The 22,033-nt window shown below is 41.9% G+C and carries 19 protein-coding genes, 19 tRNA genes and 3 rRNA genes; 2 read left to right on the top strand and 39 right to left on the bottom strand.

Annotated elements, in window-relative coordinates:
• Positions 1–8: 8 nt before the first annotated feature.
• Positions 9–479 carry an HXXEE domain-containing protein gene (locus tag ACVAMZ_RS02165; protein WP_070458035.1) on the top strand — a complete coding sequence of 157 codons (471 nt, stop codon included), beginning with the start codon at positions 9–11 and terminating at the stop codon, positions 477–479.
• A 35-nt stretch (positions 480–514) separates the two neighbouring features.
• Positions 515–850, top strand: a complete 336-nt coding sequence (locus ACVAMZ_RS02160) for a glucuronide permease (RefSeq protein WP_461685168.1) — start codon at positions 515–517, stop codon at positions 848–850.
• 72 nt (positions 851–922) lie between these two features.
• Here the strand turns inward: ACVAMZ_RS02160 and ACVAMZ_RS02155 are convergent, their stop codons facing one another.
• The 39 genes from ACVAMZ_RS02155 to ACVAMZ_RS01965 all read right to left on the bottom strand — a co-directional run bounded on the left by ACVAMZ_RS02155 (position 923) and on the right by ACVAMZ_RS01965 (position 22,026).
• Positions 923–2,440, bottom strand: coding sequence for an ABC transporter permease/substrate-binding protein (locus ACVAMZ_RS02155; RefSeq protein ID WP_461684895.1), 1,518 nt, complete (start codon positions 2,438–2,440; stop codon positions 923–925).
• Complete coding sequence (locus tag ACVAMZ_RS02150) at positions 2,433–3,161, bottom strand: ATP-binding cassette domain-containing protein (RefSeq protein ID WP_461684894.1); 729 nt, start codon at positions 3,159–3,161, stop codon at positions 2,433–2,435. The genes ACVAMZ_RS02155 and ACVAMZ_RS02150 overlap by 8 nt, the downstream gene beginning before the upstream one ends.
• Positions 3,154–4,119, bottom strand: a complete 966-nt coding sequence (locus tag ACVAMZ_RS02145; protein WP_461684893.1) for a zinc-binding dehydrogenase — start codon at positions 4,117–4,119, stop codon at positions 3,154–3,156. The genes ACVAMZ_RS02150 and ACVAMZ_RS02145 overlap by 8 nt, the downstream gene beginning before the upstream one ends.
• A 16-nt stretch (positions 4,120–4,135) precedes the next feature.
• On the bottom strand, positions 4,136–4,585 hold the full coding sequence (locus ACVAMZ_RS02140) for a MarR family winged helix-turn-helix transcriptional regulator (protein ID WP_461684892.1): 450 nt from the start codon (positions 4,583–4,585) through the stop codon (positions 4,136–4,138).
• A gap of 419 nt (positions 4,586–5,004) precedes the next feature.
• Positions 5,005–5,709 carry a hypothetical protein gene (locus ACVAMZ_RS02135; protein ID WP_414272018.1) on the bottom strand — a complete coding sequence of 235 codons (705 nt, stop codon included), beginning with the start codon at positions 5,707–5,709 and terminating at the stop codon, positions 5,005–5,007.
• Positions 5,710–5,858: 149 nt separating this feature from the next.
• The gene (locus tag ACVAMZ_RS02130; protein WP_461684891.1) at positions 5,859–6,995 is read right to left on the bottom strand and encodes a DUF4767 domain-containing protein; all 1,137 of its coding nucleotides are present in this window, start codon (positions 6,993–6,995) and stop codon (positions 5,859–5,861) included.
• 163 nt (positions 6,996–7,158) lie between these two features.
• Positions 7,159–7,246, bottom strand: a tRNA-Ser gene (locus tag ACVAMZ_RS02125).
• Between the two features lie 6 nt (positions 7,247–7,252).
• A tRNA-Ile gene (locus ACVAMZ_RS02120) sits at positions 7,253–7,326 on the bottom strand.
• A 32-nt stretch (positions 7,327–7,358) separates the two neighbouring features.
• A tRNA-Gly gene (locus ACVAMZ_RS02115) sits at positions 7,359–7,429 on the bottom strand.
• Positions 7,430–7,446: 17 nt separating this feature from the next.
• Positions 7,447–7,519: transfer RNA gene (locus tag ACVAMZ_RS02110), tRNA-Phe, on the bottom strand.
• Between the two features lie 4 nt (positions 7,520–7,523).
• Positions 7,524–7,597 (bottom strand) — tRNA-Met (locus ACVAMZ_RS02105).
• Between the two features lie 14 nt (positions 7,598–7,611).
• Positions 7,612–7,701 (bottom strand) — tRNA-Ser (locus ACVAMZ_RS02100).
• A gap of 10 nt (positions 7,702–7,711) precedes the next feature.
• Positions 7,712–7,785 (bottom strand) — tRNA-Ile (locus tag ACVAMZ_RS02095).
• A gap of 13 nt (positions 7,786–7,798) precedes the next feature.
• Positions 7,799–7,872 (bottom strand) — tRNA-Met (locus ACVAMZ_RS02090).
• 5 nt (positions 7,873–7,877) lie between these two features.
• Positions 7,878–7,951 (bottom strand) — tRNA-Pro (locus tag ACVAMZ_RS02085).
• A gap of 14 nt (positions 7,952–7,965) precedes the next feature.
• A tRNA-Arg gene (locus ACVAMZ_RS02080) sits at positions 7,966–8,039 on the bottom strand.
• 11 nt (positions 8,040–8,050) lie between these two features.
• Positions 8,051–8,136 (bottom strand) — tRNA-Leu (locus tag ACVAMZ_RS02075).
• Between the two features lie 7 nt (positions 8,137–8,143).
• A tRNA-Gly gene (locus tag ACVAMZ_RS02070) sits at positions 8,144–8,215 on the bottom strand.
• 27 nt (positions 8,216–8,242) lie between these two features.
• Positions 8,243–8,315: transfer RNA gene (locus tag ACVAMZ_RS02065), tRNA-Thr, on the bottom strand.
• A gap of 12 nt (positions 8,316–8,327) precedes the next feature.
• Positions 8,328–8,409 (bottom strand) — tRNA-Leu (locus tag ACVAMZ_RS02060).
• 5 nt (positions 8,410–8,414) lie between these two features.
• Positions 8,415–8,487 (bottom strand) — tRNA-Lys (locus ACVAMZ_RS02055).
• A gap of 18 nt (positions 8,488–8,505) precedes the next feature.
• Positions 8,506–8,578, bottom strand: a tRNA-Asp gene (locus ACVAMZ_RS02050).
• 2 nt (positions 8,579–8,580) lie between these two features.
• A tRNA-Val gene (locus tag ACVAMZ_RS02045) sits at positions 8,581–8,653 on the bottom strand.
• Positions 8,654–8,657: 4 nt separating this feature from the next.
• Positions 8,658–8,773: ribosomal RNA gene (gene rrf / locus ACVAMZ_RS02040) — 5S ribosomal RNA — on the bottom strand.
• Between the two features lie 77 nt (positions 8,774–8,850).
• Positions 8,851–11,753 (bottom strand): 23S ribosomal RNA (locus ACVAMZ_RS02035).
• A 125-nt stretch (positions 11,754–11,878) separates the two neighbouring features.
• Positions 11,879–11,951 (bottom strand) — tRNA-Ala (locus ACVAMZ_RS02030).
• Between the two features lie 50 nt (positions 11,952–12,001).
• Positions 12,002–13,550: ribosomal RNA gene (locus ACVAMZ_RS02025) — 16S ribosomal RNA — on the bottom strand.
• Together the 16S, 23S and 5S rRNA genes with 19 tRNA genes alongside form the textbook arrangement of a ribosomal RNA operon.
• Positions 13,551–13,779: 229 nt before the next feature.
• Positions 13,780–13,851 (bottom strand) — tRNA-Glu (locus ACVAMZ_RS02020).
• A 110-nt stretch (positions 13,852–13,961) separates the two neighbouring features.
• Positions 13,962–14,498, bottom strand: coding sequence for a transcription termination/antitermination protein NusG (nusG, locus tag ACVAMZ_RS02015; protein WP_461684890.1), 537 nt, complete (start codon positions 14,496–14,498; stop codon positions 13,962–13,964).
• 49 nt (positions 14,499–14,547) lie between these two features.
• Positions 14,548–14,724, bottom strand: a complete 177-nt coding sequence (gene secE / locus ACVAMZ_RS02010; RefSeq protein WP_004254104.1) for a preprotein translocase subunit SecE — start codon at positions 14,722–14,724, stop codon at positions 14,548–14,550.
• 9 nt (positions 14,725–14,733) lie between these two features.
• A complete protein-coding gene (gene rpmG / locus ACVAMZ_RS02005; RefSeq protein WP_001809375.1) occupies positions 14,734–14,886 on the bottom strand; it encodes a 50S ribosomal protein L33 in 153 nt (50 codons plus the stop codon).
• A gap of 120 nt (positions 14,887–15,006) precedes the next feature.
• Positions 15,007–15,699, bottom strand: a complete 693-nt coding sequence (locus ACVAMZ_RS02000; RefSeq protein WP_000240128.1) for a phosphoglycerate mutase — start codon at positions 15,697–15,699, stop codon at positions 15,007–15,009.
• A 132-nt stretch (positions 15,700–15,831) separates the two neighbouring features.
• A complete protein-coding gene (locus ACVAMZ_RS01995; protein ID WP_303407598.1) occupies positions 15,832–16,200 on the bottom strand; it encodes a hypothetical protein in 369 nt (122 codons plus the stop codon).
• A gap of 101 nt (positions 16,201–16,301) precedes the next feature.
• Positions 16,302–19,094: an isoleucine--tRNA ligase gene (gene ileS / locus ACVAMZ_RS01990; RefSeq protein ID WP_461684889.1), complete on the bottom strand. Its 2,793-nt coding sequence runs from the start codon at positions 19,092–19,094 to the stop codon at positions 16,302–16,304.
• Between the two features lie 255 nt (positions 19,095–19,349).
• The gene (locus ACVAMZ_RS01985; RefSeq protein ID WP_461684888.1) at positions 19,350–20,156 is read right to left on the bottom strand and encodes a DivIVA domain-containing protein; all 807 of its coding nucleotides are present in this window, start codon (positions 20,154–20,156) and stop codon (positions 19,350–19,352) included.
• A 16-nt stretch (positions 20,157–20,172) separates the two neighbouring features.
• Positions 20,173–20,427: a DivIVA domain-containing protein gene (locus ACVAMZ_RS01980; RefSeq protein WP_461684887.1), complete on the bottom strand. Its 255-nt coding sequence runs from the start codon at positions 20,425–20,427 to the stop codon at positions 20,173–20,175.
• Between the two features lie 8 nt (positions 20,428–20,435).
• Complete coding sequence (locus ACVAMZ_RS01975; RefSeq protein ID WP_461684886.1) at positions 20,436–21,221, bottom strand: YlmH family RNA-binding protein; 786 nt, start codon at positions 21,219–21,221, stop codon at positions 20,436–20,438.
• Positions 21,218–21,478, bottom strand: a complete 261-nt coding sequence (locus ACVAMZ_RS01970; protein ID WP_004254129.1) for a YggT family protein — start codon at positions 21,476–21,478, stop codon at positions 21,218–21,220. Before ACVAMZ_RS01970 ends, ACVAMZ_RS01975 begins: the two co-directional genes overlap by 4 nt.
• Positions 21,478–22,026 carry a cell division protein SepF gene (locus tag ACVAMZ_RS01965; RefSeq protein WP_461684885.1) on the bottom strand — a complete coding sequence of 183 codons (549 nt, stop codon included), beginning with the start codon at positions 22,024–22,026 and terminating at the stop codon, positions 21,478–21,480. The genes ACVAMZ_RS01970 and ACVAMZ_RS01965 overlap by 1 nt, the downstream gene beginning before the upstream one ends.
• Between the last annotated feature and the right edge of the window lie 7 nt (positions 22,027–22,033).

Below are 22,033 nucleotides of genomic sequence, written 5' to 3'. Positions count from 1 at the left end.
TATTTTCAATGACCAGCGTGCAATTTTATTTTCTATTTCCATCACTATTCATGCTTCACGAACTCGAAGAAATCGTTTGGATGCCATCCTTTGTCAAAAAAATATCAGCGCAGTTTCCAGATAATCTAATCCTTTCTTATTACACGCCTTTTGCTTTCAATGCTATTGTCTTAGAGCAATTTTTGATCCTACTTCTTTCGCTTTTCCTTAGTTACTGGTTTAACAACTATACCATTTACGCAACCATTGTAATTGCTTATATCTACCATGTTTTCGGACATCTGATTCAGACAGTCGTTATTCGAAAATATGTGCCTGGCTTGTTAACGGGCATTTTAACGAGCTTGTTTTCTCTATGCAATCTCAAAAATGAATTTCCAATTATACTTTATGGTTACTCTCTTTTTACCTTGTTGGTTATCATTTTAAATCTTGTAGTTTCATTTATGATTCTTCATAAAATCAGTCATAAAAAATAGCACTCAGGCAATCATATCCTAGAAAGGAAACATCTATTTCACTTTATCTTATTTTTAGCATCATCACAACCTTCTTAGCCCTTGCCTTTCCTCTTGTTCATTTATTGGCCAGCCTTTCAGAATTAATAAAGGGCAAGAACACTCTAGGAAATCGACTTCTGTTCATAGGAAGTTGCCTTGCGACCTTATCTCTCATCCTCTACTTCCTTTTGCCGATTGTTGCTTTATTCATTTGGCTGATTGGTTGTGGTTTGATTTGCTACGGAGCCTATTGGAATGGCAAACGAAAAGAAAACTTTCATCCAGCCCACCATCTTATTCGAATTGGAATCGCACTGGTTCTTACTATCTTGTTAGTCTTGATACAATAAAAAAGGACCGTCTGATCCTTTTTTATTTACTGTTAAGAGTATCAACTAATCCAATAATCCTTTGAGAATTTATTACTTTAGAATCCCTTCTTGCACCAAAAACTCACGTGCCACTTCTTCAGCTGATTGGCCTTCCACACCAACCTTATAGTTGAGCTGACTCATCTGGCTCTCGGTGATTTTACCAGCTAGTTTATTGAGGACTGCTTCCAATTCTGGATGTTTTTTCAATAATTCTTCCTTCATCAACGGTGCTCCCTGATAAGGAGGGAAGAGTTGTTTATCATCCTCCAAAACCACTAAATCATAGCGAGCAATTTCAGCATCTGTTGAGTAAGCATCTGTAATTTGAATGTCCCCTGACTGGATGGCTTGATAGCGAAGAGCTGGCTCCATGGTTGCCACATTGAGATTCAATCCATAAACAGACTGCAAGCCCTTGTTTCCATCCTCACGGTCATTAAACTCCAGAGTGAATCCCGCCTTGAGCTGTCCTTCTACTTTTTTCAAGTCTGAAATCGTCTTAAGCCCATATTCTTGCGCAATTTTTTTAGGAACTGCTATAGCATAAGTATTTTGATAAGCCATGGGTTTAAGAAAGGCTAGTTGATCCTGTTTGGCAATACCATCACGAGCCACCTCGTAAACCTTTTCTGGGTCATGCCCAATTTGTGGAGATGATTGGAGGAGACTCTCTGTCACTGTTCCAGAAAATTCTGGATAGATATCAATATCCCCTTTTTTCAGCGCTTGGTAAAGAAAGTCTGTCTTCCCAAAATTGGGTTTAACCGTCACCGTCATATCCGTATTTTCTTCGATGAGAAGTTTATACATATTCATGAGAATCTCAGGTTCAGGTCCTAACTTCCCAGCAATGACGAGATTATCTTTCTCATTATGTGGAATCATGCTTGGAACATAACTAACTCCCAAACCAAGGACCATGACAGCAAAGGTCGAAACAATCGTACGCAACTTTGCCTTTTCCAACCATTTGAGTATGACATTAAAGAGAATGGCCAAGATGGCTGATGAGATTGCTCCGATTAAAATGAGACTAGCATTCCGACGATCAATTCCCAAAAGGATAAAGGAGCCCAATCCACCAGCTCCCACAAGAGCTGCTAGAGTCGCTGTCCCAATAATCATAACGGTCGCTGTTCGAACCCCCGATACAATGACAGGCATGGCAAGTGGAATTTCAAACTTCTTGAGTCGCTCCCACTTGGTCATCCCAAAAGCAATCCCTGCCTCCTCAAGACTAGGATCAATGCCATTCAGGGCTGTGATTGTATTTTCTAAAATCGGGAAAATAGCGTAAATGACAAGGGCTGTGAGGGCTGGTAAGGTTCCAATCCCCATGAAAGGAATAAAGAGCCCCAACAAAGCCATTGAAGGAATGGTCTGGAAGATACCTGCAACTTGTAGCACCCAGGTCGCTACTTTTTTGTGACCATTTAGATAAACCGCAAGTGGGATGGTCAGAAAAATAGCGACCAATAAGGTCAAAAGAGATAATTGTAAGTGTTGTCCTAGAGCTGTTACCCATTCACTAAATCGCTCTTGAAAGGTTGAAATCAAATTAGACATGAAGGCTACCTCCAAACAAGTTTGCTACAAAGTCTGTCGCAGGCGCTTGTAAAATTGTTTCAGGTTCTGCGACCTGGCGAATTTCTCCATCCTGCAAAACTGCAATTCGATCCCCTAATTTTAAGGCCTCGTCCGTATCATGTGTTACGAAGATGGTGGTCATACCGAATTCTTTATGTAAATCTTTGGTAAGAGCCTGCAACTGCTTGCTAGAGATGGCATCCAAAGCTGAAAACGGCTCATCCATCAATAGAATTTTGGGTTCCCCAATAATGGCCCGTACAATCCCAATCCGCTGTTGCTCCCCACCAGATAACTCGCTTGGTAACCGATGAGCATACTCTGCAGCAGGCAGGCCTACCTTGTTCAAGAGTTCTTCTGTTTTAGAAGCGATTTGCTCTTTGCTCCAGCCCTTCATCTCAGGAATGAGAGCTATATTTTCCGCAACCGTCAAGTTAGGAAATAGGGCAATGGCTTGGAGGACATAGCCGGTACTGAGACGTAACTCCCGTTCATCATAGTCCTTAATGCGTTTTCCATCCATATAGATATTGCCATCTGTCGGCTCCAAGAGTCGGTTCACCATCTTAATCATGGTGGTCTTACCAGATCCTGAAGGACCCACTAGCACCATGAATTCTCCATTTTCAATACGGAGATTGACATCTTTTAAAATGTCCTTATCCGTGTAGCGCAGGACTACATTTTTATATTCAATCATATTCTTCCTCAATTTTCACAATTACTTTCCCGAAGGACTGGATACTTTCAAGATAGGTGTGCGCTTCTTGTATCTCTTCTAGCCTATAAACCTTCTCAGGCCGGACATCCACTTGATACAATTCCACAAAATCAATCAACTCTTGGAGTTTTTCATTTGAAACAGTCCCCGAATAAAAGGTCGTTAAATAAACATTCTTCGCCAATTCAACAATTGGATCAAAATCAGCCAAGGTCCACTGGCCACCTAATTGACCACAAGAGCAGATAATTCCTCCTTCACTTAAGTGATGGATACTATCTTTGATATGGCGAGGTCCCACTAGATCTAGAATTTTTGTGAAAGACTCCTCACTTTGCAAAACGCCATCCTTCTCCAAAATCACATGATCAAATCCAACCGCCTTCAATTGACCTTCCTTGGCTAAATTTCGGCTAGTTCCTACCAAGTGAATCTCAGGAAATTTTCCTTTAAGCAGTTTAGCAAAAGCAATTCCTACACCACTGGTTGCTCCGCGAACTAACACGCAATCTTTCTCCTCAATTTTGAGATTAAGAAAAGAGCCAAAAGCTGTGTAATAGGTCTCAGGAAGGGCAATCAGACTCTCCAGATCGAGATTGCTAGTTACTGGATAAACTTGGCTATCAGGGAGCAAGACATACTCGGCATAACCACCGTCAAAGGCTCGCCCCATCTCCCCCATAATGGAAATGATTTGCTGTCCAATCTTCAAATCCGATCGAGTCGTTTCTTCCACAAGACCGACACATTCAATCCCCAAAACTCGAGGAAATTGAACTGACGGTGATAGACCCTGACGGGTAAAAATTTCACTGTGATTGATACCAAATCCTTGAATTTTCACCAAGGTCCAACCTGCCTTCAGGACTGGTTTTGGTCGTTCGACAACTTCTAATACATCTGGCCCACCTGGAGTTCTTACAACAACTGCTTTCATAAGGTATTCCTCTTTTTTACATCTCATTTTCTTTAGCTTTTAGATTTGTGATAATACGCTCTTGATAGGCTTCAAATTCTCTAATTTCTTGATTGGAAAATCCTTGGTAGAAAATCTCTCCCAGTTCCCAACTGACACGGTCTCCAATTTCTTTTTGTGCCCAACCGAGGTCTGTCAAAGAGATATATTTTTTTCTTTTATCCTGCGTGCAAGGTTGAATCGTGACCAAACCTTGTTCTTCCAATTTCTTAACCATACTGGTCAATGTATTATTGGCTAGACCCGTCGCAAGAGCGATATCGGTCGCAGTAGCACACCCCAACTCTTGCTTCCACAAAATCGCTAAAATTTTTCCCTGTTCACTTCTGTATTGAGAATCTGGTTCCTTGCTCAAGAGTTTTTGAAAGATACGACCATTCAACAAGCGAATCTGTAGAGCTTGATAGCCACCTAACATCTTGTCCATTTTGTCTCCTTTTTGTTCTATATCGAACTTTCTATATTCTACCTCTTTCCCTTTCAACTGTCAATTATTTCGATATAGAAATGTTTTTTTAATAAGTCTGAATAAATCTCATAATTAAAATCCATAAAAATATTGAGTACAACTGTCATATCAGGGAGTTAGTTCTGAAACTGTATAACCATCTCTTGGCTACCTCTTCATTTGAAAAGCCAATTTCTCCTGTGCGGAATATAGGTTAAAGGCCTTTGTCCTAACCTGTCTTGTGCTCCTGCATGAGCACAAGATCGGCTAAACAAAGCTAAACCCTCGCAGCTATTTGAATTACATTGTCAAAGAAAACCTTCATCTGTAAACTATTTCGATATAGAAATAATAAAAAACTTCCTACCCAAAAGTAGAAAGTCATCATTTTTATAAAATTAAACATGAATCACATCTGAAGCATTCCTCTTAAAGAAACTACTATGGACCAGATAAGGACCATACTTAGAATTTTGACTAGAAACCAAGCATAAAGGAATGATAAAAATTTTTATAAAGTAGAGTAAGCAAAAAAGTAAAAAATAACTAAAACTAAGAGTTTTTAAATCAAGAAAGTAAAGGTAACAGACAATTGATGTATTCAATAGAATATTGAAACCCGTAGCAAAACTAGCCGATAAGATATTCGTCTTTATCTGAGGATTAAAGAGTTTGACAGCAAATAAAGCCAATATAGAAATATTATAGATACAAATTGGCTTGTAATCATGGCGATAGAAAACTAAACATTTATTGTTATAAAAAACAAGCCCTCTGCTAAAATTACTCGCTTTGTTAATCCAAACATGGGAAACTCCACTGATATCACTCCAAGGAACTAATAAATCAAATCTTCTAAGGTAAATACCCTCCTGTGTAATATAAAATTTCCAAGGAAAAAGAAAATGTATGCCGATACCAAGTAAAAGCAATAAAAGAAGGAAATACACTAACTGTGTTTGATCAAAACTAAAAGTGTAATCATAAAATGTTATCGTTTGAAATCCTCGACCAACAATTTGATTAAAGCCTAGAAAAAACAAAACAATTATAAATAAAACATATCTATAAAAAATACTACGAAACTTTACACCTTTAATCATAGATCATATTCTCCTAAATTATACTATCATCAAATAATACTTTATAATTTTATGTAACCCTAGTATACCATTAAATACTCAAAGAGTATGAAAATGATAGAAAGAGATATTAAAAAATAGAGTCTAGTCAAAACTAAACTCTTTTTCTTTTACTCTTCTTCTACCAAACGTTTAAACTCTGCTTGGATCTCTGTATTTTCTGTCGGTTTTAAGTACATGATTCCACCATTTGTCGTTGGTGAATGAAAAACAATCGTTTCTCCTGTGTTAGTTATCGCAAAGAAGTAACTATGCACATCTGGGTATTTATCCCAATTACTATAACGCTCTACAATTCGGTACTGGGCATTTCCTAGACCTGTATCCGTATACTCAGCATTCATTTTCTCACTTGGTCCATCATCCCTAAGTGTATAGAGATGGTCAGCCCCCACATCTCCTCCTGCGATTCCCTTTTGGTAATTGGGTTGTCCTAGTCTTTCTCCCCAGCCCTTTATAAAAGCTTCTAGTTTGGCAGATTTGTTGGGATTCCATGGTGCTTTCTGCTTTTCTCCCGAAATTGTCGTGCTAGTAGAGCTTTCAAATTTCTGCCAATATAGTTGCTTGAAGTTCATTAATTCGGCTTCTGTCTTACCAAAGTCAGAGTGCAAACTTTTATTCCCAGGAACTCGAATATCCTGTTCTTGTAGTTTACTTGCAGCTTGCCGATTTACATTTAGATGATACAGCACTCCTCTACCTTCACCTGTTCCAGAGGACCAACTTAATTCTAAGATATCACCGCTCTGATAGATATTCATAGCATTTCTAGCACCACCATGACCTGCTACAAAACCTTCTGCTAGAAGTACCGGTTTCTCATTTACTAAATAATAAAGCCCCGAAATAAAATAACCACCACTAGATTGCTCAACACCGATTAGCAATTCCTCTACACCATCTTGATTAAGATCTGTATAGACATAGCGCATCTTATCCGCTTGATAAACTGCATTTTCAAGTGCCCAACTATCAATAGGCCGATCAGTTGTATTCAGATTTTTATAAAGATCTAGAATTTTAGCTGTATCCTTAGGTGTAGAAAGAATTTTTTGGTAATCATCAAAAATCGGCTTGTATAATTCTTTATAATCTTTCTTAGATGATTCATTCGTTGTAGACTGACTAGTAGAAGACGATAAGCTGCTATCCTTACTAGAAATTTCAACATTTTGACTCCTACAACCAAATGTAAATAAACTTAGAACAAGAACAAAGAAAGATCCTAATACTTTTTTATTCTCCATAGCATTCTCCTTAGTAGTTACAGAAAAATAATGCTTAAATCTCTCTTACATTATATCAAATATAAAAAACTTTAACATAAAAGAATAAAACTTAAAAAACAATAACTAATTTAAAATATGAAAAATGGGAAAATAAAAAAAGAGCTAAAAAGCTCTTTCATTACGGAGAATAAGGGATTCGAACCCTTGCGCCGGTTACCCGACCTAACGATTTAGCAAACCGTCCTCTTCAGCCTCTTGAGTAATTCTCCTATTAATGGGCACGAGTGGACTCGAACCACCGACCTCACGCTTATCAGGCGTGCGCTCTAACCACCTGAGCTACGCGCCCAAGTTAAAAACTTGGTAATGAACAAAGTTCAAAGCGGGTGACGAGAATCGAACTCGCGACAACAGCTTGGAAGGCTGTAGTTTTACCACTAAACTACACCCGCATAAATATATAAAAATATGGCGCGAGACGGAATCGAACCGCCGACACATGGAGCTTCAATCCATTGCTCTACCAACTGAGCTACCGAGCCAATATTGCGGGAGCAGGATTTGAACCTACGACCTTCGGGTTATGAGCCCGACGAGCTACCGAGCTGCTCCATCCCGCGTTAATAATAAATAAAGGAGGATGTGGGATTCGAACCCACGCACGCTTTTACACGCCTGACGGTTTTCAAGACCGTTCCCTTCAGCCGGACTTGGGTAATCCTCCATCATTCCAATGGACCTTGTAGGACTTGAACCTACGACCACTCGGTTATGAGCCGAGAGCTCTAACCAGCTGAGCTAAAGGTCCAACAAGATCATTATAGCGGCGAAGGGGATCGAACCCCCGACCTCCCGGGTATGAACCGGACGCTCTAGCCAGCTGAGCTACACCGCCATCAATCGGGAAGACAGGATTCGAACCTGCGACACCTTGGTCCCAAACCAAGTACTCTACCAAGCTGAGCTACTTCCCGAATTAAATGTTTAATGCACCCTAGAGGAGTCGAACCTCTAACCGCCTGATTCGTAGTCAGGTACTCTATCCAGTTGAGCTAAGGGTGCTCTTCAATATATGCCGAGGACCGGAATCGAACCGGTACGATCGTTACCAATCGCAGGATTTTAAGTCCTGTGCGTCTGCCAGTTCCGCCACCCCGGCCTCTATAAGCGAACGACGGGATTCGAACCCGCGACCCCCACCTTGGCAAGGTGGTGTTCTACCACTGAACTACGTTCGCATCGACTCTGGTTTATATTAAAAAAAATGCCGGCTACATGACTTGAACACGCGACCCTCTGATTACAAATCAGATGCTCTACCAACTGAGCTAAGCCGGCTGATTTCTATTATGCGGGTTAAGGGACTTGAACCCCCACGCCGTTAAGCGCCAGATCCTAAATCTGGTGCGTCTGCCAATTCCGCCAAACCCGCAAATATGACCCGTACTGGGCTCGAACCAGTGACCCATTGATTAAAAGTCAATTGCTCTACCAACTGAGCTAACGAGTCAAATAACTTTCGTTATTACGGTCCCGACGGGAATCGAACCCGCGATCTTCGCCGTGACAGGGCGACGTGATAACCGCTACACTACGGGACCTATGGGAGTTAACGGGATCGAACCGCTGACCCTCTGCTTGTAAGGCAGATGCTCTCCCAGCTGAGCTAAACTCCCTCGAGCTAAGCGACTTCCATATCTCACAGGGGGCAACCCCCAACTACTTCCGGCGTTCTAGGGCTTAACTTCTGTGTTCGGCATGGGTACAGGTGTATCTCCTAGGCTATCGTCACTTAACTCTGAGTAATACCTACTCAAAATTGAATATCTATCAAATTCCAAGAAAACCTTACGCTTTCGTATTCTCAGTTACTTTGGATAAGTCCTCGAGCTATTAGTATTAGTCCGCTACATGTGTCGCCACACTTCCACTTCTAACCTATCTACCTGATCATCTCTCAGGGCTCTTACTGATATAAAATCATGGGAAATCTCATCTTGAGGTGGGTTTCACACTTAGATGCTTTCAGCGTTTATCCCTTCCCTACATAGCTACCCAGCGATGCCTTTGGCAAGACAACTGGTACACCAGCGGTAAGTCCACTCTGGTCCTCTCGTACTAGGAGCAGATCCTCTCAAATTTCCTACGCCCGCGACGGATAGGGACCGAACTGTCTCACGACGTTCTGAACCCAGCTCGCGTGCCGCTTTAATGGGCGAACAGCCCAACCCTTGGGACCGACTACAGCCCCAGGATGCGACGAGCCGACATCGAGGTGCCAAACCTCCCCGTCGATGTGAACTCTTGGGGGAGATAAGCCTGTTATCCCCAGGGTAGCTTTTATCCGTTGAGCGATGGCCCTTCCATACGGAACCACCGGATCACTAAGCCCGACTTTCGTCCCTGCTCGAGTTGTAGCTCTCGCAGTCAAGCTCCCTTATACCTTTACACTCTGCGAATGATTTCCAACCATTCTGAGGGAACCTTTGGGCGCCTCCGTTACCTTTTAGGAGGCGACCGCCCCAGTCAAACTGCCCGTCAGACACTGTCTCCGATAGGGATCACCTATCCGGGTTAGAGTGGCCATAACACAAGGGTAGTATCCCAACATCGTCTCCTTCGAAACTAGCGTCCCGATCTCATAGACTCCTACCTATCCTGTACATGTGGTACAGACACTCAATATCAAACTGCAGTAAAGCTCCATGGGGTCTTTCCGTCCTGTCGCGGGTAACCTGCATCTTCACAGGTACTAAAATTTCACCGAGTCTCTCGTTGAGACAGTGCCCAAATCATTACGCCTTTCGTGCGGGTCGGAACTTACCCGACAAGGAATTTCGCTACCTTAGGACCGTTATAGTTACGGCCGCCGTTTACTGGGGCTTCAATTCATACCTTCGAGTTACCTCTAAGCACTCCTCTTAACCTTCCAGCACCGGGCAGGCGTCACCCCCTATACATCATCTTACGATTTAGCAGAGAGCTGTGTTTTTGATAAACAGTTGCTTGGGCCTATTCACTGCGGCTGACTTAAAGTCAGCACCCCTTCTCCCGAAGTTACGGGGTCATTTTGCCGAGTTCCTTAACGAGAGTTCTCTCGCTCACCTGAGGCTACTCGCCTCGACTACCTGTGTCGGTTTGCGGTACGGGTAGAGTATGTTTAAACGCTAGAAGCTTTTCTTGGCAGTGTGACGTCACTAACTTCGCTACTAAACTTCGCTCCCCATCACAGCTCAATGTTATAGAATTAAGCATTTAACTCAATTCACACCTCACTGCTTAGACAGACACTTCCAATCGTCTGCTTTAGTTAGCCTACTGCGTCCCTCCATCACTACATACTCTAGTACAGGAATATCAACCTGTTGTCCATCGGATACACCTTTCGGTCTCTCCTTAGGTCCCGACTAACCCAGGGCGGACGAGCCTTCCCCTGGAAACCTTAGTCTTACGGTGGACAGGATTCTCACCTGTCTTTCGCTACTCATACCGGCATTCTCACTTCTATGCGTTCCAGCGCTCCTCACGGTACACCTTCTCCACACATAGAACGCTCTCCTACCATACCTATAAAGGTATCCACAGCTTCGGTAAATTGTTTTAGCCCCGGTACATTTTCGGCGCAGGGTCACTCGACTAGTGAGCTATTACGCACTCTTTGAATGAATAGCTGCTTCTAAGCTAACATCCTAGTTGTCTGTGCAACCCCACATCCTTTTCCACTTAACAATTATTTTGGGACCTTAGCTGGTGGTCTGGGCTGTTTCCCTTTCGACTACGGATCTTAGCACTCGCAGTCTGACTGCCGACCATAATTCATTGGCATTCGGAGTTTATCTGAGATTGGTAATCCGGGATGGACCCCTCACCCAAACAGTGCTCTACCTCCAAGAATCTTGATGTCGACGCTAGCCCTAAAGCTATTTCGGAGAGAACCAGCTATCTCCAAGTTCGTTTGGAATTTCTCCGCTACCCACAAGTCATCCAAGCACTTTTCAACGTGCCCTGGTTCGGTCCTCCAGTGCGTCTTACCGCACCTTCAACCTGCTCATGGGTAGGTCACATGGTTTCGGGTCTACGACATAATACTAAAGCGCCCTATTCAGACTCGGTTTCCCTACGGCTCCGTCTCTTCAACTTAACCTCGCATCATATCGTAACTCGCCGGTTCATTCTACAAAAGGCACGCTCTCACCCATTAACGGGCTCGAACTTGTTGTAGGCACACGGTTTCAGGTTCTATTTCACTCCCCTCCCGGGGTGCTTTTCACCTTTCCCTCACGGTACTGGTTCACTATCGGTCACTAGGGAGTATTTAGGGTTGGGAGATGGTCCTCCCAGATTCCGACGAGATTTCACGTGTCTCGCCGTACTCAGGATACTGCTAGGTACAAAGACTATTTTAAATACGAGGCTCTCACTCTCTTTGGCTGACCTTCCCATGTCATTCTTCTATAGTCTTTGAGTCCACATTGCAGTCCTACAACCCCGAAGAGTAAACTCTTCGGTTTGCCCTCCTGCCGTTTCGCTCGCCGCTACTAAGGCAATCGCTTTTGCTTTCTCTTCCTGCAGCTACTTAGATGTTTCAGTTCACTGCGTCTTCCTCCTCATATCCTTAACAGATATGGGTAACAGGTAGTACCTGTTGGGTTCCCCCATTCGGAAATCCCTGGATCATCGCTTACTTACAGCTACCCAAGGCATATCGTCGTTTGTCACGTCCTTCTTCGGCTCCTAGTGCCAAGGCATCCACCGTGCGCCCTTATTAACTTAACCTTACTTTTTTGACCTTTCAGTCATAAACTCTTATTAATACTACAGCGTTTTCGGTTTATTTTCTTGTTACTATTTGATATAGATATTCAATTTTCAATGTGCATTACTTGGTGATCTCTCACCAATGGAGCCTAGCGGGATCGAACCGCTGACCTCCTGCGTGCAAAGCAGGCGCTCTCCCAGCTGAGCTAAGGCCCCACAAGACCTCTCAAGACTAAACAAGACCAATGTGCATTCCTTATCCTTAGAAAGGAGGTGATCCAGCCGCACCTTCCGATACGGCTACCTTGTTACGACTTCACCCCAATCATCTATCCCACCTTAGGCGGCTGGCTCCTAAAAGGTTACCTCACCGACTTCGGGTGTTACAAACTCTCGTGGTGTGACGGGCGGTGTGTACAAGGCCCGGGAACGTATTCACCGCGGCGTGCTGATCCGCGATTACTAGCGATTCCGACTTCATGTAGGCGAGTTGCAGCCTACAATCCGAACTGAGATTGGCTTTAAGAGATTAGCTTGCCGTCACCGGCTTGCGACTCGTTGTACCAACCATTGTAGCACGTGTGTGGCCCAGGTCATAAGGGGCATGATGATTTGACGTCATCCCCACCTTCCTCCGGTTTATTACCGGCAGTCTCGCTAGAGTGCCCAACTGAATGATGGCAACTAACAATAGGGGTTGCGCTCGTTGCGGGACTTAACCCAACATCTCACGACACGAGCTGACGACAACCATGCACCACCTGTCACCTCTGTCCCGAAGGAAAACTCTATCTCTAGAGCGGTCAGAGGGATGTCAAGACCTGGTAAGGTTCTTCGCGTTGCTTCGAATTAAACCACATGCTCCACCGCTTGTGCGGGCCCCCGTCAATTCCTTTGAGTTTCAACCTTGCGGTCGTACTCCCCAGGCGGAGTGCTTAATGCGTTAGCTACGGCACTAAACCCCGGAAAGGGTCTAACACCTAGCACTCATCGTTTACGGCGTGGACTACCAGGGTATCTAATCCTGTTTGCTCCCCACGCTTTCGAGCCTCAGCGTCAGTTACAAGCCAGAGAGCCGCTTTCGCCACCGGTGTTCCTCCATATATCTACGCATTTCACCGCTACACATGGAATTCCACTCTCCCCTCTTGCACTCAAGTTAAACAGTTTCCAAAGCGTACTATGGTTAAGCCACAGCCTTTAACTTCAGACTTATCTAACCGCCTGCGCTCGCTTTACGCCCAATAAATCCGGACAACGCTCGGGACCTACGTATTACCGCGGCTGCTGGCACGTAGTTAGCCGTCCCTTTCTGGTAAGATACCGTCACAGTGTGAACTTTCCACTCTCACACTCGTTCTTCTCTTACAACAGAGCTTTACGATCCGAAAACCTTCTTCACTCACGCGGCGTTGCTCGGTCAGACTTCCGTCCATTGCCGAAGATTCCCTACTGCTGCCTCCCGTAGGAGTCTGGGCCGTGTCTCAGTCCCAGTGTGGCCGATCACCCTCTCAGGTCGGCTATGTATCGTTGCCTTGGTGAGCCGTTACCTCACCAACTAGCTAATACAACGCAGGTCCATCTGGTAGTGGTGCAATTGCACCTTTCAAGTAGTTATCATGCGATATCTACTGTTATGCGGTATTAGCTATCGTTTCCAATAGTTATCCCCCGCTACCAGGCAGGTTACCTACGCGTTACTCACCCGTTCGCAACTCATCCGGAAAGAGCAAGCTCCTTCCTTCAGCGTTCTACTTGCATGTATTAGGCACGCCGCCAGCGTTCGTCCTGAGCCAGGATCAAACTCTCATTAAAAGTTTGAGTTCTCACTCATTTCTGTCACTGACAGATTTATTGTTTTTTTCATTGTTCAGTACTACAACTTAATGTTATAGTGCCCTGCACATTGGTTCGTCTTGTTCAGTTTTCAAAGGTCTTTGTCGCGCTTACGACAACTATATTAGTATATCACAGTCACTTTTCTCTGTCAACAGGTTTTTTTAACTTTTTTTAAATCCTATTTCCATTAACCGCGATACACCCATAGTCCGTACGGGATTCGAACCCGTGTTACCGCCGTGAAAAGGCGGTGTCTTAACCCCTTGACCAACGGACCCTGAGCTTTTTCAACTCTTTCTATTATATACACTTTTACAATCTTGTCAACTAGTTTTTTAAAAATTAGTCAACAGGATTCGAGATTTACAAGTAGATTAGTACCTGCTATTACAATTCAGCAATTTGATTCAAGTTTACTTCTGCTACAGTATCATTACCAAACATTGAAATAATCATTTTCACTTTGTTATTATCAATTTCAGTGATTTTTCCTGTGTAATCAGTAAAGGCACCATCAATGATTCGAACTGTTTGACCAACTTCAACATTGATATTGAATTCTTGAACCGTTTGTCCCATTGATACCAAGATATCTCTGATTTCTTGTTCCAAAAGCGGAGTTGGTTTAGATCTGTTTCCGTGTGAGCCGACAAATCCCGTAACGTTTGGTGTATTACGAACCACAAACCAAGCTTCATCGGTCATAACCATTTCTACAAGGACATATCCTGGGAAGCGATTTTCTTCAACTTCTTTTCTCTTCCCATTTTTTTCAACTTGTACAGTTTGAGTTGGAATTTCCACACGTAGGATATTATCCAACATATTATATGTTTGTGCACGTTGCAAGAGATTTTCTTTTACTTTATTTTCATAACCAGAATATGTTTGTAGGACAAACCATCCTTTATCAAAACTATCCATCTTTTTTCCTTTCTTAATGGTAAACTTCTTTCAGCCTATTTATACTATCTTAAAAAATGTTAATGAATCGGATTAATCCGCTAACGATTAACTGGTCAAAAATATAAATGATGACAACAAAGAAGGCAGTGTATTCCATGATAGATTTGAAATCTACCCAACTTTGTTTTCGAGTTGGCCAAGTTGTATCTTTAAGAAGTGTAAAGATATCCTTAATAAAACCCATTCTTATCTCCTATCTCGTTTCTCGATGTGTTGTGTATTTACCACAATGTTTACAAAATTTATTTACTTCTAAGCGAGTCGGTTTTGGATTCCCACTAATTTTAATTGAGTAGTTTCTTGAACCACAAACCGCACAGGCTAAACTTGCTTTTTTAAGTGCCATAGCGCCTCCATCTTATCTATTATAACAAGAATCCCTGTCTTTGACAAGTTAAATTGCACTCTGCATTTTCCTATTTTTAAAATAAAAAAGCCTAGGAATAATCCTAGACTCTATTTTACATTATTTACCAAGGTAGTATTCAGAAACTACGTTCAATTTTTCATCAAATTCGAATACCAATGGTGGGAAGTTAGGAATTTCCACATCCATGATTTCGTCGTCTGACAATTGTTTGATGTGTTTTACAAGGGCACGAATTGAGTTGCCGTGTGCACCTACGAATACGTTTTTACCATCTTTAAGAGCTGGAGCGATTTTGTCTTCCCAGAATGGAAGGGCACGTTCCAAAGTCACTTTCAAGTTTTCAGCATCTGGAATTACTGAGTCATCAAGTGAAGCGTAACGACGGTCAGTATGAGCTGAGTGCTCATCATCACGATCCATTGCTGGAGGCAATACATCGTATGAACGACGCCAGATGTGAACTTGCTCATCACCAAATTGTTCAGCAGCTTCAGCTTTGTTTTTACCAGTCAAACCACCATAGTGACGTTCGTTCAAGCGCCATGATTTTTCAACTGGAACCCAAAGTTGGTCAGATGCTTCAAGTGCAAGGTTAGTTGTTTTGATTGCACGTTTCAATACTGAAGTGTAAGCTTGGTCAAATTCAATACCAGCTTCTTTGATCAATTTACCAGCATCGATAGCTTGTTGAGTACCTTTTTCAGAAAGATCTACGTCAGCCCATCCTGTGAAAAGGTTAGCTTTGTTCCATTCAGACTCACCGTGGCGAGCGAAAACCAATTTTACCATTAGTTGGATTCTCCTTTTATTTTTCGAGGTTGCCCTCGTTTATCTATTCTATTTTACACAATTTTTCACAAAAAAGCTAGTTAAAATCAACGAAAAAGAGAAGAGCTCATGGACTCTTCCCTAAAAAATAATTTATTCTTCAATTCTAAATTGTTTCAAGCTTGCTAGGTACAAAGCCCCACCAATGACAAGGACAATTCCACCAATCCACCCAAGGAAAGGAATCAAGGCGACTACAGATCCAACGATAAATAGAATCGATGGTGCTAGTGAAATACGATTGTCATCCTTATAGTAGACAAGTGAGAGGATTCCAAGAATGAGGGTTGCAATTTTCACTAAAGAAAATACAACGAAAATAATTCCCAAAATAAGCCCTGCAGCATCTTCGTCTTCAGAAATAGCTGCAAGAAATACCATAAAAATTGGTAAGAAAGCTAAAATTGCCCCTGCAATAATACCAATAAAGCCATCTACTTGTGCTAGTGTTTTTGTCTTCATAAATATCTCCTTTTATTTTAATAAGGTATATTATACCATATTTTTATTAAAGTTTTTATTTTTTAAAAAAATACAGGAATTTCTCCTGTATTTTTGTTAGACTATTTAGCTTCAAATCCTTCTGCTACTGCGTCCGCAAAGTTTTCTTCTACGATGCTTGCACAGTGGTCACAGATGGTTGCGTTGTAGCTACGTTCTGCTGTACTTGGATCTATACGACGGCAACGATCACAAACCTCACCAGCTGCACGTTCAACAGTGAAGGAAACATCTTCGAAGGCCACTGCATCTTCTGGAGCTGAACCTTCTGCAATGGTCAACTCTGAAACAATCAAGAGTTGAGCAACATTGCTATCCACTGCGCCAAGAAGAGTCTTCACTACTTCATTTGGATAAACTGTCAAATGAGCTTCAAGAGATTTACCGATCACTTTTTCATTACGAGCTTCTTCCAAGGCTTTTTGCGCTTGACCACGGAAGTCCATGAAAGCTGACCAAGTGTCTAAGATTTCTTCTTGGTTCGCAAATGTCTGTGCTTCTGGCAACTCTGATAATTGAACGAAGTCTTCTGCTTCAAACTCAAGATATGACCAGATTTCTTCCGCAGTATGAGGAAGAATTGGAGTCAAGAGCTTAGTAATTTTGACAAGGATGTCATAGAAGACAGTTTGCATTTGACGGCGTTCAAGAGATTTTGCACCTTCGATGTAGACAACATCTTTGGCAAAATCAAGGTAGAAGGCAGACAAATCAACATTGATAAAGTTCACCAAAGCCTTATAGATTGTCAAGAACTCGAAGTTTGCATAAGCGTCACGAATGGTCTTAACAAGTTGGTTAAAGCGAATGGTCATGTACTTGTCAACTGAACGTAGTTCTTCGTAAGCGACTGCATCCTCAGCTGGATTAAAGTCAGATGTGTTCGCAATCAAGAAACGAAGGGTGTTACGTATCTTACGGTATGTTTCAGAGACTTGGCTCAAGATATCCATTGAGATACGCACGTCGTTGCTTGAATCAACACTGGTTACCCAGAGACGCAAGATTTCCGCACCAAATTGTTTTTCAACATCGCTTGGAGCAATGGTATTTCCAAGAGATTTAGACATCTTCTCACCTTTACCATCCAAAGCAAAACCTTGCGACAAGATTTGTTTGTATGGTGCGACGCCATGGTTAGCTACAGAGGTGATGAGTGATGAGTTGAACCAACCACGGTATTGGTCGGAACCCTCAAGATAAAGATCTGCTGGATATTTGAGTTCTGGACGGTTAACCACGACACCATTCCATGACGAACCTGAGTCAAACCATACATCCATGATGTCTGTTTCTTTCTTGAACTCACCATTTGGCGAACCTGGATGGGTAAATCCTTCTGGCAAGAGGTCTTTGGCATCACGTTCCCACCAGATAATTGAACCATGTTCTTCAAAGAGTTGAGCTACATGCTCGATGGTTTCAGCTGTCATGATTGGTGTTCCGTCTTCTGCATAGAAGATTGGAAGTGGCACACCCCAAGCACGTTGACGTGAGATAACCCAGTCACCACGGTCACGGATCATGTTGTAAAGACGGACTTTACCCCACTCTGAGTGGAACTTGACTTTTTCAATTTCGTCCAAGATTTCTTGACGGAATTTCGATACAGATGCAAACCATTGTGGAACTGCACGCCAGATGATTGGTTTTTTCGTACGCCAGTCAAATGGGTAGGAGTGAGAGATTTCTTCTTGAGCAAGAAGTAAATCACCAAGTTTTTCAATAACTGTTGGCACAACCTTGTCGTAGAATTGACCTTCGAACTCTGCACCAGCATTGGCCATCATGATCCCGCGCTCGTTAACAGTCACAGCAACTTCAAGCCCATTGGCAACACCGACATTGTAGTCATCCTCACCAAAACCAGGGGCTGTATGGACGATACCAGTACCGGAGTCTGTTGTAACGTGGTCACCAAGGATAACGAGTTCATCTACTGCTGTATCCCATGGGTGCTCTGTCACAATTTGGTTCAATTCTGAACCACGGTAAGTAGCTAAAACTTGAACATCTGCCCAACCAAATTTCTCAGACAAGCTGTTCAACAATTCTGAAGCAACCACAAACTTACGAGTATCGCCAGCTGGTTGCACCAAGACGTAATCAATATCCGCACCAACAGTCAAACCACGAGAAGCCGTGATGGTGAACGGAGTTGTTGTCCAAACAACGATATAAGTATCAGTATCTAGAACACCTTTGCCATCTTTGACCTTGTTGGCATAGTAAAGTGATGTTGAAACCAGGTCATGGTATTCGATTTCCGCTTCAGCAAGGGCTGACTCAGATGACCAAGACCAGTAAACAGGCTTCGCTCCACGGTAGATATAGCCTTTATTAGCCATTTCACCAAAGACACGGATTTGCGCTGCTTCATAGTCAGGCGTCAGTGTTACATATGGATTTTCCCAGTCACCAGAAACACCCAAACGTTTAAAGTCTTCGCGTTGTTTATCTACTTGAGACAGAGCGTATTCACGGCAAAGTTTTAAGTACTCAACCAAGTCCATTTCTTTACGTTTAACACCTTGTTTTGCCAAAACCTGCTCAATTGGCAGACCATGAGTGTCCCAACCTGGAATATATGGTGCGTAAAATCCTGACATAGACTTAGAACGAACAATGATATCTTTAGAAATCTTGTTCATGGCATGTCCTACGTGGATGTTCCCGTTGGCATACGGAGGGCCATCATGAAGCGTGAAATGCGGTTTTCCTTCATTTAATTCTTGACGACGTTGATAAAGTTTAGCTTCATCCCATTCCTTTTGCCAAACTGGCTCTTTGGTAGGAAGACCGGCACGCATTGGAAATTCTGTTTTTCCAAGATTGAGGGTTTCTTTAAGTTTCATTAGTGCTCCTTTAATGTAAATTGACAATATAAAAACCACGACTCGCAAAAAGGACGAAAATCGTGGTACCACCTTTGTTCGGAAAAAGACCTAGTCTCTTTCCCTCTTTTCCCGTAACGTGGGCAACGTCAAATCTTACTATTTTCAGATTTGATACTAAGAGAGGATAAATTTACCAACAGGGATTGTAGGACTTCCACCATCTCCTACTCGCTAGAAATGTGTTTGATAAATTCTTGTTCTCTAATGAGATTCTTATAAAATTAGAACTGATTCTTGTTGAGTGTCAGCATCATCTTGAGATCCTTCCTCATGTGCTGGTTCAACAGGAGTTTCAGCAACTGGCTGAACTTCAACTTCAGTTGACTCTTCAGCAGCTTGTTCAGCCTCTAACAATTCTTTGTTAGCTGCTTCAATACGCGCTTGAAGTTCTGCAACTTCTTCTGGAGAAAATTGACGAGTCATGTCAATTGGTTCTTCATCATGATATGAAGATACATCTTCACCTAGAACCTCTTGAACGACTTCCTTGAATGCTTCGTCGCTCGTTTGAAGATAAGTTGCAGTCGGACGCAAAATTTCTTCCCAATCTGAAGAATCAACAATAGCCAATTGGCTTTCGATAGTTGATTTCAAACGTTGGTGGAAGACGCGACTCTTGTTCTTCAACTCTTCAGTTTCTACAGCAACTTTTTTAGCATTATCTGTAGCTTGTCGCAGAATTTCATTGGCTTTGTATTTAGCTTCATCAAGTAAACGTTGAGCATCTTGCTCAGCCTGCTTAATGATGTTATTAGAACGGTCATTCGCAGCTTGTTTTACACGTTCAGCTGTGTCTTGGGCAATCAAAACTGACTGGCTCAACGAATCTTTGATTTCGTCAAAATAAGATAGACGCTCTTCTAAATTTTTGATATGTTGATCCTTTTCATGATTACTACGAACTAAATCTTCATAGTCACGAACAACAATATCTAAAAATTCATCAACTTCTTCACGGTTAAAACCTCTAAACTGAACACCAAAGGTTTTATCCTTAATTTCTAACGATGTAATTGGCATATTTTTCCTCACTTATTTAATAAAAAATAGAATCATTAATTGCTTCTGGTTCCTGCTCGTTTGTTACTGTTCTCTTAGGAATATCATTCGTATAATAGGAAAGACGTTCTTCTAGTCTTTTAATATAGCGTTCTGTCTCATCCTTGTAACGGACCAACTCCTCGTAGTCAATATAAATCTTATCTAAAAATTCGTCAACTTCTTCCTTATCGTAGCCTCGGAATTTTGTTGAAAAAACTTTATCAACAATATCTTGTGGTGTAATCGACATGTTTATTCTCACTTGCTTAATAGTAGCTGGACTGTTAATTTTTTCTTATCCTTTTTGGTTTGACCGTTTTCTTTAAGCAAGATAATTCGACCAAAGCGTCTGACGCTGATTAAATCACCAATTTTTACCAGATAGTCCGATTTTTCAACTATATGATAGTTGACTTGAACCAATTTTTTTTCAACCAGAGCCGAAGTTTGGGAACGAGATAATTTCAATATGCTAGATAAGAAGGTATCCAGACGAAGACTTGAAACCAAGACTTCTTTTTCTTGATAGTCATCTTTGGATTCTATCATATCTGAAAAAGGACGTTCTACTAAACTTACAGGCAACTTGGAAATCTTTTGAATTCCATCTTGGAAAAGAGTGGTAAATCTTCGATCGACAATAATTTGGGCTTTATCTTCTGTCACCAGAATGTCTCCGAATAACTTACGGTCAATACCTAATCGATTGAGAACTGTACCCAATATCTTTGAATGGGTCAGTTGCTGAAACTTGCTGGGATACACGATCTCAAGCAAGGTCATTTCAAAATCTTCCAAACTTGGCGTGAAGTATTCGGGCGCTAAAATAACCCTAGCGTATTCCGAAGAGATATAACTCGTACTAGAGAAGACTTTTACCCCTCTATTATTTCCTAAAGTTTCCAAGATAAATACTTGGTGAGGATTTATAAAAGGAGATAAAATCGGTGCATAGTGCTCCTCGACTTGATTCAACCATTCCAAGCCCTTATCGATGAATGGAATATCCTCCGTTGCGAAATGTTGGTAAAGTTCCTTGCTCATAATATGACTAGCAAATTGATAAGATAGCGACTAATCATGCGCAAGAGAATTAGAGCTATCCAAACAGAGAAATCCAAACCTGCGATTTGAAGAGGTAGACGTTTTAGAGGTTCAAGAATTGGTTTACACAAAGTCTCTAAAAATTTCCCCAACTGTGTGTTATAGGCATTTGGAAACCATGATAATAGAGCAAAAGCTACAAGTATCAGTGAATAGATATCTGTAGCATTTTGGATAAAACGAATTATTAGAAACATTAACGTACTCTATTTCTCTTCATGTCAAAGTCGTATTCTTCGCTTTGAGCTTCTTCAGGTAAACGAATATCTTCAATGTTTACCACAACACCAACAGGTGTCAAAAGATACATTGTGTTCGCTACTTTTCTTAACTCACCAGCAAGGACATGACGTGCTCCATCCAAGTAATCCAAACAACGACGAGCTTGAACTTCTGTCATATATTGGAAGTCAATCAAGATACTTTCATTTCCAGCCAACAAATCAACAATATCTGTTGCATCTTCATAACGGCGTGGGTAACGAACATCGATGGTTACTTTTTCAGTAGAGTGATGGCTTTCAATTGCTAGTTGTTGCTGACGGGCATGAAGTTTTGTAATATTTTTCTCTTTTGCTTCGACTGAAGAAGAATCTTGAGCAGCAGCTTGCTGTGGCAATTTTCTTTTTTGAGGAACCGAAGCTAGTGAACGTTCAGGTTGTGCAGCTACAACTTCTGAAGCAACTTCATCTCCATCTTCTGTAAAGTAATCTATAAATTTATCAAATTTATCTTTTAATGACATGATTATT

The sequence above is a fragment of the Streptococcus sp. KHUD_017 genome, from assembly GCF_054861245.1.
This window is presented reverse-complemented; position numbering and strand designations above follow the sequence as displayed.